Consider the following 12,556-nt stretch of genomic DNA (forward strand, 5'->3'; position numbering starts at 1 on the left):
GATTATCAAACGGGCACGCCCTTTTTAATGATCAGATCCACCGGCCAAGGTGGTTGTCGCAACCGGCCAAGGTTATTGTCGCTGAACATAAGGGCATAAGTACACATAGCAATAATAATAGACATATTCGTTATTTCTCCTATGGCAGAGAAACTAGCACCTTCCGTTTAAAGGCAGTAGTTGGTGCATTTAGCATTTACTGTTCTGTTTATTTGAATAATTAAAATAAAATAAAATGGCTTCATATGCCCTTTTATTTTAGGTTAAAGAATTAATTTACTTCGTAAATTTTACCCGTTTGAAGACCTTCAACAGATTTACTATAGGCCAGGGCAGCATCTGCTGCATCTACAGGCTTATACCCTCTAAAATAAGGAGCATAACTCCCTAAAGCTTCCGTAATGACTGTCGGGCTTACAGAGTTGATACGGACACCATTATTCATTTCCAGTGCCGCAGCCAAGACAAAACTATCGATTGCACCATTGACCATAGCAGCAGAACTACCGTAACGAATTGGATCTCTATTGAGGATACCTGTTGTAAGTGTAAAAGACCCCGATGGAGCGATAAATTCACGGCCAATAAGAACAAGATTTACCTGTCCCATCAGTTTATTATTTATGCCTATCAAATATTCCTCTTCGTTCATTTCTGAAAACGCTCCAAAATGAACTGATCCTGTAGTGGAGATCAAAGCATCAAAAGATCCGATAGCTGCCAAGCCATCCCGGATAGATACCTTGTCAGTAATATCCATTTTGATGTCACCAGAGTTCCGAGAAGCAGTAATGATTTCATGGCGTTGTGATAATTCTTTATTAACAGCTTTACCAATTATGCCACTAGAACCTACCAAAACGATCTTCATTTTATTCACCCTAAATTTGATTTTCATATTGTATTCTGGAAAGATAATTGTTTTTATTTATAATGATAATATAGTATTTTCTAAACAGATTGTTTTTGTATGAGTGATAATTATAACCATCTCGAAGCCATGGCTGTCTTTGCCACTGTAGTAGAAGAGGCGAGCTTTACCAAGGCTGCAAGTCGTCTGGGATGCTCTAAAGCACACGTCAGTCAATTAATTTCTCGGCTTGAACTGCATATTGCAACACAACTCTTGTTCAGGACGACACGTCGATTAGACCTGACCGAGGCAGGAAAAGTTTATTTGGAATATTGCCAAGATGTTGTGCAAATCTCTGAACGTGCAGCAAAAGCTCTTGTGGCGTTAAATGGCACAGTATCAGGCACAATTCGCTTATCTGCACCGATTTCATTTGGTGAAGTATTTCTGGGTGACATTACTCTTGGATTTGCGAAGTTGTTTCCTGAAGTACGATTTGAGTTGGAACTGGATAACAGAATAAAGGATCTTCAGGCTGATAAAATTGATGTCGCCTTAAGAGCAACAACCCAACTGGACGACGATCTCGTTGCCATTAAAGTCGGTGAGTGGAAGGAATACATCTGTGCGGCACCAGAATATTTGTCTAATAAGAAACCCGTTGTATTCCCCACGGACCTGTCATCCCATGACTGCTTGTTAAACACCCGTAATCTTGAAACAACTATTTGGCGGTTTAGCAATGAAGAGGGGAGCTATGCCATTCCTATTGATGGTAAGCTATCTGTTCATCATTTCCCCATGCTCAAGAATGCGCTTTTAAAAGGGGCAGGGGTTGCCAAATTACCATCTTATCTTGCCGAAGATGAGATAAAAACAGGAAGACTTGTTCGCTTACTACCAGATTATCTGGTTGAGCAATATCCAATTTTTGTAGTTTTTCCCTATCAGAAGAACTTACCACTTAAAGTTAGAAAGTTTGTTGATTACACCAAAACCTGGTTTTCAGAGCGCAAACAATTTTCAGAGATATAATAAAACTCTTCTGTTTTGGCGCACAATATGCATGGCTTTATATACAGTTATTTTGTCTGCCCCTACCGGACATCAAAACAAATTATGAAAGGGAATAGCACGTTGAAAATTACACTCTTTTCCTTGGCAATTGCCCTAATATTAGCCGGGTGCGTAACCACACCAGTCAGCAATGACGAATACTATACAGACCGAGAGCTTCTTTCCGCAGGAGCGACCCAACTAAGAAGTAGCGATATTGTTGGGATTGTTTCAGGAAATACTCTTTTTGGTCGATACCTGAACCAGCCGATCAGTCAAGATGCCGTCCAAGGTATTGATAACGGTGTCGAACGTAGATGGGTTGAATTCATCTCAAACGATGGGCGCGTAGCCTATTACAATTTTGATCGTTTAATACAGGGTAACTGGCAGCTCAAAACTGACCTGATCTGTTTTAGTTATAAAATGGAAATACCACAGCCAGAGAACTGTTTTGGCACTTCTCCGCTTTGTTGAGTAGATTTAGGATTTCAAATAGAGCATAGATTGATTATCTGGAATGGATGATTGTCTAATTTTGAGTTTGAAGTATTCGGTATCCTTGATGCCTCTGGCTCGCTTACGGATCATTCCTATACTGACATTACCAGCCTCTATCCTGGCGCTTGTGAGCTTGTGTTTGGCGTAGTTGCAGATGCCCACACAATGTTTCCGTAGGGATTTCGCGAACTTTTTTAGATAGAGCATCTGTGACTGATCTGCTATCAGGCACCAACGTTCCAGTTGCTCCGCCATCGCCTCAAATGAAGCGGCACTCCACAGCAGCTGAAGCTGTTCTTTCAAGACGTAAAGTGCATTCAGGTTGCTATTGCTCTCCAGCAACCTTTGCAGCTTGTCACTTTGTTTTTCACTCAACTTATCCGCATTTTTGAGCAACAGATAATGTGTCCCTTTCATCAACTCTTTACCACTTGGATCGGCCTTTCTGAACTCAAGTCGACGCTGATTATGGATAGCTTTGCTGTAGTTTTTCATGACGTGGAAACGGTCAAATACTATGTCGGCCAACGGCAAGGACTCTCTGACAGCCTTTTGGTAGGCAGGCCCCATATCCATCGCTACGGCCTTTATTTTGCAGGCTGTATCTGGTTGCAGTTGTTTCAAAAACCTTGAAAAAACCTCGGCAGTTCGGCCTGCTTCAACCCAGATCAGATGACCGCCAACCATATCGTAGACCACCGTCATGTAGTCATGACCTTTCGCCCGGGCAACTTCATCTACACCAATATATTCCAAGCCAGTTAGCTCTGCAGGATCAAGCGTAGGGAGAGTTTCAATAAGGTATGCCCTGTCGATATTCTTGACCGTTTCCCATCGTATATCCAAATGTCTGGAAACCGCTTGAATAGACATATGCCGACATAATCCACTGATCAGTCGGCAAAATCGGTGAGTGAAACGGCACCCTTTATCAACAAAATCACACCCCTCAATGCGGCGTTCGCCCTTGTTAATATAAACCTGCGCCAGCTCAATCTCGACCACACAAGGATACCCAAAAAGGGGGATGTCGTTTACTTGTCGGCGGACATGCTGGTTGATGCTTCCCTTCTGGCCTGTAGCAGGGTCTATAGCCCTCCTACGCGCGTCTCGGCTGCAGTGAATGACAATCTTAACACCGCCGTCATCCAGTTTAATTTCATTTACACGTTGCCCTTTGAGGCCTAAAATATGCTGCGAGATGTTGATTGTCATATACCTGCTCTATGTAAAGTTATCAGAAACCATACATATCAACAGGTTACTTGGCGGTCGGCATCTTTTTCTACTCAACAAAGCGGAGAAGAGCCACTGTTTTGTCGTCTATGGCCTGAATGAAAAGCACTATTTCATATCAACACGCCAACAAACAATGGGCCAGGTGGTAACGGTCGTACTGGGGCGAAAAAATGGTAATTCTGAAGGGCTGGAATTAAAATAACCAACCCCTCAGTATTAAGTTATGCAGCCCTGATATCGTTCAGGAATGTTTTAATTGAGCTACTCAAATTACTGGATTGAGAAGAAAGGTTATCAGCTGTTGTAAGCACACTGCCAGCAGCTTTCTCTGTTTCAAAAGCCGTATCACTTGTTTTCGATAGATCCTTTCTCATCGTCTGCGCAATATTGGCTGTTTCTTCAACTGATCTTGCAATCTCAGAAGTTGCAGCAGCTTGCTGCTGAACAGCAGCTGCAATAGCAGAAGCAATTTCATGCACTTTCTGGATCGTTGTTGCAATTCCTCCAATTGCTTCTGCAGCTTGAGCCGAGGCATCTTGAACACCGGATATTTGCAAGGTTATTTCATCCGTTGCTTGGGCTGTTTGGCTGGCAAGATGTTTTACCTCACTAGCCACAACTGCAAAGCCTTTACCAGCTTCACCGGCACGTGCAGCTTCGATAGTCGCATTCAGAGCCAGTAAATTAGTTTGTTCAGCAATATCAGTAATTAAACCGACGACCTCGCCAATCTTAGTCGTCGAAGTTGCAAGGTCATCCATGATGGATCGGGTGTTATCGGCCTGATGCACAGCTTCTTGGGTAACGGAAGTGGATTGTTCCACTTGGCGACCAATTTCTTTGATTGATGCAGATAATTCTTCAGAGGCCGTTGCAACCGTTTGTACATTATCTGTAGCCTGCGATGCAGAATTTGCAGAAGTTGTACATTGGTCTTTTACCTGTATTGCTGCATCCCGCATTACCGGAGAAGTTTCAGCCATATTTTCAACCGCACCATTAACTTCATCCATGACTTTTGAAATCTCGCCTTCAAAACTGACAATTAACTCACGTAGGGTGTTTGCCTGTTCAATTTGTCGAGCTTGTTCTGCTTGTTGTTCTGCTGTTAATTTTTGATTCTCTACCAATCGATCTCTAAAGAAAGATACTGATTGAGACATCTGTCCAATTTCATTTTTATAAGACGTTCCAGGAATGGTTACATCCATATTACCATTGGATAGCTCTTCCATAGCATCAGTTAGGCCCTTGATCGGTTTTGACAGTAGCCCGCTAATCCATAAACCAAATCCGACAACGATAATGGTAGTACCGACAATAACACCTGCAATAACATTCTGAATGAAATTTGAGGTGGTTTCTGTAGCTATTGTCGCCTCTCGAAAGAGAACCTGTACTTCTTCATGAAGCGCATCCAATGCAGGCTGACCATCTGCATAAAGTTGACTGAGGGCTTTTTCTTTAGGGATTAAACCGAGACGGAGTTCAGCAAGATTATGAAATGCTATTTTATAGGTATCCAGAAGGCCTGCGATTTCAGTCTTATTGGAGGCAGGAAAGTCTGCTTTTGCCATTAAAGCATCAAATTCAGTAATGCGTTGGTCCAATCTCTTTATATATTTTTCATCAAGACGCAAAAGGAAGTCTTTTTCATGCCGACGCATCATCAGCATTAAAACTGTTAAGTCATCGGCTTTGAAACTTTTAAGTTTCTCCTCAGCGTTTTTGACGGCCGTTCTTAATTCTCCTCGTAAGCCACTTTCTTCGTTTAAACCAATGGCTAAACGGTCTTTTACAACCTCGGCGAATTGAGCTTCATAATTTGTAATTAAGGTACCAAGAGTAGCCAAATTCTTGAGCTCCTCGTCGGTTTGTGCAACCTGGTTCAGCTCAGCAAGGAGCTCCTTTTGAGTAGAAATAACTCCGGCATGCTGGCCGACATACTTCTCATCAAGACGGATAATGAAATCTTTCTCGCGACGTCGTGCATTTAATAGCTCAAATCTAAGCTCTTCTTCGAGCTCAAATAAATGAATAGTTGAATTATGATTATGCCGGACATCACTAAGGACTGAACTGCCGATCAGATATACAGATCCAATAGCAATAAAGCCAATTAAAGCTAACCCGCAGATCGCCAGGATCTGGAATTTTATGGATAAATTTTTTAGAATGGCCATCTGCTGTTTCCCTAAGCATTTGACCCCCTCTCGGCGAGATGAAGCATAACAACCAGAGATTTCGAAAGAGTAAACTTTTGATTTCTCTGACCGTCATTACGTATTTGAATTGTAAATCATTACCGGGTGTTTTACATATCAATCAAACGTTTTAATAAAAGGTATGATCCAATGTCGAATGGCAAAAAAATATTCATTGATGGCGAAGCTGGCACTACGGGCTTGCAGGTCCGTCAACGCCTTGAAAATCGGCAGGATCTTGAAATACTTTCTATTGCACCTGAACTCCGTAAAGACCTCAATGCACGAAAAGAATTATTGAATACTGCGGATCTTGTGATTTTATGCTTACCGGATGCTGCTGCGATAGAAGCGGTTGCTTTGGTTGAAAACCCTGACGTTCGTATTATTGATGCATCAACGGCTTATCGGGTAGATCCTGAGTGGACATACGGTTTTCCCGAGATGACAGAAGGCCAGCGGGAGAAAGTGGCTAATTCTAAAAGAGTTAGCAATCCCGGCTGTTATCCTACCGGAGCCATCGCTCTTCTTAGACCCCTGCTTGAACGCAACATTTTACCCACAGATACCCACGTAAACGTACAGGGAGTATCGGGTTACACTGGCGGTGGTAAAGCTCTAATTGCTATTCATGAAAGCGGGGAAGCCGAACCATTTGGCACTTATGGCCTCAACCTTGACCATAAACATGTTCCTGAAATGAAAGAGCATAACGGATTGGATTACAAACCCATCTTTGTTCCTTCAGTGGGTGATTATGCACAGGGAATGCTTGTATCTATTCCTTTGCACTATGCCCAGATGAAGAGTGACATCAATGGTCAAGCCATTCACCAAGCCTTAAGTGAGCACTATGAAAACTCACGCTTCGTCAAAGTGAGAGATATAGACAACACTGATAAATTAGAGCGCAATCTTTTTTTACGGCCAGATGCTCTGAATGGCACAAATGAACTGGAATTGTTTGTTTATGCAAATGATGCTGCTGGTCAGGCTGTACTTATCGCCAGATTAGATAATCTGGGTAAAGGCGCATCTGGCGCTGCAGTACAGAACTTGAACCTAATGCTTGGATTACCGGAAGATGCAGGTCTCTGACCCCAATATCTTTCAGGCTGAAACTGCACATTAAAAAAGAGGGCCTAGCCCTCTTTTTTAATTATATATGATCGCGATCGATTATCCGATTGGATACCATTGCTGACAAAGCCGAGGACCTCTGGCTTCCTTGTTCCCTTGGATACCAAACTGAAGCATCTTCAAGGTACGATTTGCCAATTCCCTGATATGAGATTCGGGAACACCAGATCTACTGAGCTTGGATCTCGATTTAATTGCTTTTGCTTTATGATTTGCTGATTTTTGAGCATCATTAACCTTGGTATAGGCCTTGGCGAGGCATACCTGCTGCTGATAAAAGAGCGGTTCATTGCCCTGAGCCTGGCTCGGAGCAGAAAAAGTAAGGGTACCAAAGCCAATCAAGGCTGTCAGGGCAAAGATAGCGATACGATTGTTGCCACTAGGCATATTTTCTGCTCTCCAGCAAAGTAAAAACACGTTGATAGTCTTATATATGGAATCTAGGTGGTTGAAAAATGGTAAAGATGAGACAAAGTATTTTTTTATAATTTAATTCTGTTAAATTAATAATCTCTATAATTGTTACACCAAAATGTATAATTTATTTAAGAGGATAGCCCCTTGTCTGGAATAATTTTGCCTTATAGAGGCATTACCCCAAAAATCTCCCCAGAGGCCTTTATTGCTGAAAATGCGGTCATAATTGGCGATGTTGAGATCGGACCGGGATCCTCAATATGGTATAATTGTGTTATCAGAGGCGATGTAAATTCAATCCGAATTGGCTCAGACACCAATATTCAAGACGGTACTGTGATCCATGTAAATCATGATCGCAACGGAGAAGATTATCGTGAGACGGGGGGCGGTATGCCCACCTCTATTGGTAATGGTGTAACAGTTGGTCATATGGCGCTTTTACATGCCTGTACTATCGAAGATAATGCCTTTATCGGTATGCGGTCAGTCGTTATGGATGCTGCTGTCGTTCAAGCTGATGCCATGGTTGCTGCTGGAGCACTTGTTACCCCTGGTAAGATTGTCCTTTCTGGGGAACTATGGTCAGGATCACCCGCCAAAAAATTCAGAGATCTCAATCCAAAAGAGCTTGAGGGAATAAGATATTCAGCTAGAAATTATGCGGATCTGGGTAGGAGTTATTCTTAAACTTTCTCTTCAAGAGCAAAAATCACATCAACCTGTACACCGACTATGTCTTCTGGATCGCTCAGTACTATCTCTGCCTTGTGTATGTCTGCTACTCTCTTCACAATCGACATACCAAGGCCTGAACCTGTCTCTTGCTCTCCTGCACCTCTCACAAAACGTTCAAAGATGTAATCTTTCATATAATCAGGAAGAGGCCGCCCGGTATTTTTAATCGATAAAATAAATTTATCGTCGTCTTGAGAAATTGTTATTCGTACAATTCCATCCACTGAACAATACCGAACAGCATTATCAACCAGGTTCCGACAAAGGAATGTCAGGGCAGAGGGCAACCCGTTTATCCGGTTCGTATTTAACGCTGAGATATCAAAATCAATAGATTTTTCTTTTATCTTATTCCCCAAATCTGCAGATACATTTTGCACGATTTTAAGTAAATCTATTTCCTTGGCTTTTTCCTGAAGTGTTTTGGGGTCTAATCTTGCCAAGGTCACGAGTTGTTCTACGGTATGTGTTGCCCTGTCTACCCTTTGGGAAATGGCTCTAAGACCTTCCTTTTGCTCAGAGTCTGAGGTTTGTCGTTCTCGTAATTGAGCTTCTGTTTTTATCGCAGCTAGAGGCGTTAAAAGTTCATGTGCAGCGTTTGCGGTAAAACGTTTTTCGCTTTCAAGGGACGCATCAAGCTCATCTTGGTTACGCTGAATGACTTCCAACTTATAATTAAAAGCATCGATTAATGGCCTGATTTCATTGGATATAGCTTTAGCCGAATAGGGCAAAAGATCATTTTTAGGTCTTTCGGCAAATTGATTGGATACCTTGGTCAGAGGTTCGAGGCTTTTATTTATCCCCCATAACAAAGCTAGGAAACTTAACGGTATTACCAAATAAATGGCTCTTCTCCGCTTTGTTGAGTAGAAAAAGATGCCGACCGCCAAGTAACCTGTTGATATGTATGGTTTCTGATAACTTTACATAGAGCAGGTATATGACAATCAACATCTCGCAGCATATTTTAGGCCTCAAAGGGCAACGTGTAAATGAAATTAAACTGGATGACGGCGGTGTTAAGATTGTCATTCACTGCAGCCGAGACGCGCGTAGGAGGGCTATAGACCCTGCTACAGGCCAGAAGGGAAGCATCAACCAGCATGTCCGCCGACAAGTAAACGACATCCCCCTTTTTGGGTATCCTTGTGTGGTCGAGATTGAGCTGGCGCAGGTTTATATTAACAAGGGCGAACGCCGCATTGAGGGGTGTGATTTTGTTGATAAAGGGTGCCGTTTCACTCACCGATTTTGCCGACTGATCAGTGGATTATGTCGGCATATGTCTATTCAAGCGGTTTCCAGACATTTGGATATACGATGGGAAACGGTCAAGAATATCGACAGGGCATACCTTATTGAAACTCTCCCTACGCTTGATCCTGCAGAGCTAACTGGCTTGGAATATATTGGTGTAGATGAAGTTGCCCGGGCGAAAGGTCATGACTACATGACGGTGGTCTACGATATGGTTGGCGGTCATCTGATCTGGGTTGAAGCAGGCCGAACTGCCGAGGTTTTTTCAAGGTTTTTGAAACAACTGCAACCAGATACAGCCTGCAAAATAAAGGCCGTAGCGATGGATATGGGGCCTGCCTACCAAAAGGCTGTCAGAGAGTCCTTGCCGTTGGCCGACATAGTATTTGACCGTTTCCACGTCATGAAAAACTACAGCAAAGCTATCCATAATCAGCGTCGACTTGAGTTCAGAAAGGCCGATCCAAGTGGTAAAGAGTTGATGAAAGGGACGCATTATCTGTTGCTCAAAAATGCGGATAAGTTGAGTGAAAAACAAAGTGACAAGCTGCAAAGGTTGCTGGAGAGCAATAGCAACCTGAATGCACTTTACGTCTTGAAAGAACAGCTTCAGCTGCTGTGGAGTGCCGCTTCATTTGAGGCGATGGCGGAGCAACTGGAACGTTGGTGCCTGATAGCAGATCAGTCACAGATGCTCTATCTAAAAAAGTTCGCGAAATCCCTACGGAAACATTGTGTGGGCATCTGCAACTACGCCAAACACAAGCTCACAAGCGCCAGGATAGAGGCTGGTAATGTCAGTATAGGAATGATCCGTAAGCGAGCCAGAGGCATCAAGGATACCGAATACTTCAAACTCAAAATTAGACAATCATCCATTCCAGATAATCAATCTATGCTCTATTTGAAATCCTAAATCTACTCAACAAAGCGGAGAAGTGCCGAAAAAATGAATTCACGTAAGGGTGAATTGTTAGTGCAAAATATAGTTGGAAAAAACAATCAATTTCAAACAATATTTAATCTAATTACATTAAGGGGTGGTTTCATTTGTAGATAGAGCTGGTATATTTTGTATCGTGTCCGTTTTCCACAACTAAAATACATCAGCCACCTTGTTTAAGGGGAAATTAAACGTATTTCCTTATAGACAACAACAAAGGGTCGAAGTTTGTTGTTGTCTATAAGGTCATGACCCCAAACAGAATTTGAGTTAAAAAATGCTACAAGTAAAAACAAATATGTTTTGTAAAGTTTTACTCGTCATTGTAGCTCTATTTTTGGCTCTTCTCCGCTTTGTTGAGTAGAAAAAGATGCCGACCGCCAAGTAACCTGTTGATATGTATGGTTTCTGATAACTTTACATAGAGCAGGTATATGACAATCAACATCTCGCAGCATATTTTAGGCCTCAAAGGGCAACGTGTAAATGAAATTAAACTGGATGACGGCGGTGTTAAGATTGTCATTCACTGCAGCCGAGACGCGCGTAGGAGGGCTATAGACCCTGCTACAGGCCAGAAGGGAAGCATCAACCAGCATGTCCGCCGACAAGTAAACGACATCCCCCTTTTTGGGTATCCTTGTGTGGTCGAGATTGAGCTGGCGCAGGTTTATATTAACAAGGGCGAACGCCGCATTGAGGGGTGTGATTTTGTTGATAAAGGGTGCCGTTTCACTCACCGATTTTGCCGACTGATCAGTGGATTATGTCGGCATATGTCTATTCAAGCGGTTTCCAGACATTTGGATATACGATGGGAAACGGTCAAGAATATCGACAGGGCATACCTTATTGAAACTCTCCCTACGCTTGATCCTGCAGAGCTAACTGGCTTGGAATATATTGGTGTAGATGAAGTTGCCCGGGCGAAAGGTCATGACTACATGACGGTGGTCTACGATATGGTTGGCGGTCATCTGATCTGGGTTGAAGCAGGCCGAACTGCCGAGGTTTTTTCAAGGTTTTTGAAACAACTGCAACCAGATACAGCCTGCAAAATAAAGGCCGTAGCGATGGATATGGGGCCTGCCTACCAAAAGGCTGTCAGAGAGTCCTTGCCGTTGGCCGACATAGTATTTGACCGTTTCCACGTCATGAAAAACTACAGCAAAGCTATCCATAATCAGCGTCGACTTGAGTTCAGAAAGGCCGATCCAAGTGGTAAAGAGTTGATGAAAGGGACGCATTATCTGTTGCTCAAAAATGCGGATAAGTTGAGTGAAAAACAAAGTGACAAGCTGCAAAGGTTGCTGGAGAGCAATAGCAACCTGAATGCACTTTACGTCTTGAAAGAACAGCTTCAGCTGCTGTGGAGTGCCGCTTCATTTGAGGCGATGGCGGAGCAACTGGAACGTTGGTGCCTGATAGCAGATCAGTCACAGATGCTCTATCTAAAAAAGTTCGCGAAATCCCTACGGAAACATTGTGTGGGCATCTGCAACTACGCCAAACACAAGCTCACAAGCGCCAGGATAGAGGCTGGTAATGTCAGTATAGGAATGATCCGTAAGCGAGCCAGAGGCATCAAGGATACCGAATACTTCAAACTCAAAATTAGACAATCATCCATTCCAGATAATCAATCTATGCTCTATTTGAAATCCTAAATCTACTCAACAAAGCGGAGAAGAGCCAAATAAATTAGTGGAAAATTTTCACCGATGAAGAAAAAAGCAACAACAACGAAAGAAATTGTTCCCTCAAATGCAAATTCCATATCTTCAGTTGCAACAACCCAGGCATCGACACCTTCAATCTTTTTTGCATAGGTCTGCCAGACAATTTCATCATCTTGCTCTTCATCGAAAAAGAAACTGATCCCTTCTTTGGTAGGGGCAGGCATAACCGGGCTGATATAAGAACTGGCTATGAGTTCGTCCTTATACCAAACTTGATAACTACTATCGGAATCTATACCTGTGTCGAGAAAATTTGGCGGGTTTTGGCGAACAGATTCAAGCCATTTTTCCAAAGCGGGATTGTCTTCTTTAAGATAATTTAAAGGCAGAGAACTTGCTAATAGTTCACTGCGAACTTCAAGAAAATCTTCGGTTAAGGAAAGGATCAAATTCCGTAAACCAAACATAACAACGGCTAAAATTAGTATCCATGAAACGAGAGTTATCGACAGAGTAAAAATGTAAA

General features: G+C 42.6%; 14 protein-coding genes. 7 read left to right on the top strand and 7 right to left on the bottom strand.

Translation table 11 applies throughout. The features are described 5' to 3' along the window. Positions 1 to 271 precede the first annotated feature (271 nt). Positions 272 to 898 (bottom strand): short chain dehydrogenase, encoded by a 627-nt coding sequence (locus ACOGW3_RS17790; protein WP_419904220.1) that lies wholly within the window; start codon positions 896 to 898, stop codon positions 272 to 274. Between the two features lie 72 nt (positions 899 to 970). Here ACOGW3_RS17790 and ACOGW3_RS17795 point away from each other — a divergent pair, with 72 nt between their 5' ends. Both ACOGW3_RS17795 and ACOGW3_RS17800 read left to right on the top strand, forming a co-directional pair. Continuing rightward, positions 971 to 1,888, top strand: a complete 918-nt coding sequence (locus tag ACOGW3_RS17795; protein ID WP_419904221.1) for a LysR family transcriptional regulator — start codon at positions 971 to 973, stop codon at positions 1,886 to 1,888. A 102-nt stretch (positions 1,889 to 1,990) separates the two neighbouring features. Further along, positions 1,991 to 2,386 carry a hypothetical protein gene (locus ACOGW3_RS17800; protein ID WP_419904222.1) on the top strand — a complete coding sequence of 132 codons (396 nt, stop codon included), beginning with the start codon at positions 1,991 to 1,993 and terminating at the stop codon, positions 2,384 to 2,386. A gap of 6 nt (positions 2,387 to 2,392) precedes the next feature. On the opposite strand, the gene ACOGW3_RS17805 is transcribed toward ACOGW3_RS17800, so the two are convergent. Further along, positions 2,393 to 3,625, bottom strand: a complete 1,233-nt coding sequence (locus ACOGW3_RS17805; RefSeq protein ID WP_419901077.1) for an ISL3 family transposase — start codon at positions 3,623 to 3,625, stop codon at positions 2,393 to 2,395. On the opposite strand from ACOGW3_RS17805, the gene ACOGW3_RS17810 reads away from it, so the two are divergent. Further along, entirely contained in the window at positions 3,612 to 3,851 is a 240-nt protein-coding gene (locus ACOGW3_RS17810; RefSeq protein ID WP_419904223.1) for a hypothetical protein, read from the top strand. The genes ACOGW3_RS17805 and ACOGW3_RS17810 overlap by 14 nt on opposite strands. A 19-nt stretch (positions 3,852 to 3,870) precedes the next feature. Here the strand turns inward: ACOGW3_RS17810 and ACOGW3_RS17815 are convergent, their stop codons facing one another. Beyond that, entirely contained in the window at positions 3,871 to 5,832 is a 1,962-nt protein-coding gene (locus tag ACOGW3_RS17815) for a methyl-accepting chemotaxis protein (protein ID WP_419904224.1), read from the bottom strand. Between the two features lie 171 nt (positions 5,833 to 6,003). Here ACOGW3_RS17815 and argC point away from each other — a divergent pair, with 171 nt between their 5' ends. Further along, positions 6,004 to 6,951, top strand: a complete 948-nt coding sequence (gene argC, locus ACOGW3_RS17820) for an N-acetyl-gamma-glutamyl-phosphate reductase (protein WP_419904225.1) — start codon at positions 6,004 to 6,006, stop codon at positions 6,949 to 6,951. A gap of 81 nt (positions 6,952 to 7,032) precedes the next feature. Here the strand turns inward: argC and ACOGW3_RS17825 are convergent, their stop codons facing one another. After that, a complete protein-coding gene (locus tag ACOGW3_RS17825) occupies positions 7,033 to 7,380 on the bottom strand; it encodes a hypothetical protein (protein ID WP_419904226.1) in 348 nt (115 codons plus the stop codon). Positions 7,381 to 7,554: 174 nt separating this feature from the next. On the opposite strand from ACOGW3_RS17825, the gene ACOGW3_RS17830 reads away from it, so the two are divergent. Next, positions 7,555 to 8,100: a gamma carbonic anhydrase family protein gene (locus ACOGW3_RS17830; protein ID WP_419904227.1), complete on the top strand. Its 546-nt coding sequence runs from the start codon at positions 7,555 to 7,557 to the stop codon at positions 8,098 to 8,100. Here ACOGW3_RS17830 and ACOGW3_RS17835 read toward each other — a convergent pair. Next, a complete protein-coding gene (locus ACOGW3_RS17835; RefSeq protein WP_419904228.1) occupies positions 8,097 to 8,990 on the bottom strand; it encodes an ATP-binding protein in 894 nt (297 codons plus the stop codon). The genes ACOGW3_RS17830 and ACOGW3_RS17835 overlap by 4 nt on opposite strands. Next, entirely contained in the window at positions 8,944 to 9,105 is a 162-nt protein-coding gene (locus ACOGW3_RS17840; RefSeq protein WP_419904229.1) for a hypothetical protein, read from the bottom strand. The genes ACOGW3_RS17835 and ACOGW3_RS17840 overlap by 47 nt, the downstream gene beginning before the upstream one ends. Between ACOGW3_RS17840 and ACOGW3_RS17845 the strand changes: the two genes are divergently transcribed. Both ACOGW3_RS17845 and ACOGW3_RS17850 read left to right on the top strand, forming a co-directional pair. After that, positions 9,092 to 10,324 carry an ISL3 family transposase gene (locus tag ACOGW3_RS17845; protein WP_419901077.1) on the top strand — a complete coding sequence of 411 codons (1,233 nt, stop codon included), beginning with the start codon at positions 9,092 to 9,094 and terminating at the stop codon, positions 10,322 to 10,324. The two genes, ACOGW3_RS17840 and ACOGW3_RS17845, sit on opposite strands and share 14 nt — an antisense overlap. A 461-nt stretch (positions 10,325 to 10,785) precedes the next feature. Continuing rightward, positions 10,786 to 12,018 (top strand): ISL3 family transposase, encoded by a 1,233-nt coding sequence (locus ACOGW3_RS17850; RefSeq protein WP_419901077.1) that lies wholly within the window; start codon positions 10,786 to 10,788, stop codon positions 12,016 to 12,018. Between the two features lie 2 nt (positions 12,019 to 12,020). Here ACOGW3_RS17850 and ACOGW3_RS17855 read toward each other — a convergent pair whose 3' ends face one another. Continuing rightward, on the bottom strand, positions 12,021 to 12,497 hold the full coding sequence (locus ACOGW3_RS17855; protein WP_419904230.1) for a hypothetical protein: 477 nt from the start codon (positions 12,495 to 12,497) through the stop codon (positions 12,021 to 12,023). Between the last annotated feature and the right edge of the window lie 59 nt (positions 12,498 to 12,556).

Source organism: Kiloniella sp. (assembly GCF_965205715.1).
In the GTDB taxonomy this organism is placed as follows: Bacteria; Pseudomonadota; Alphaproteobacteria; order Kiloniellales; family Kiloniellaceae; genus Kiloniella.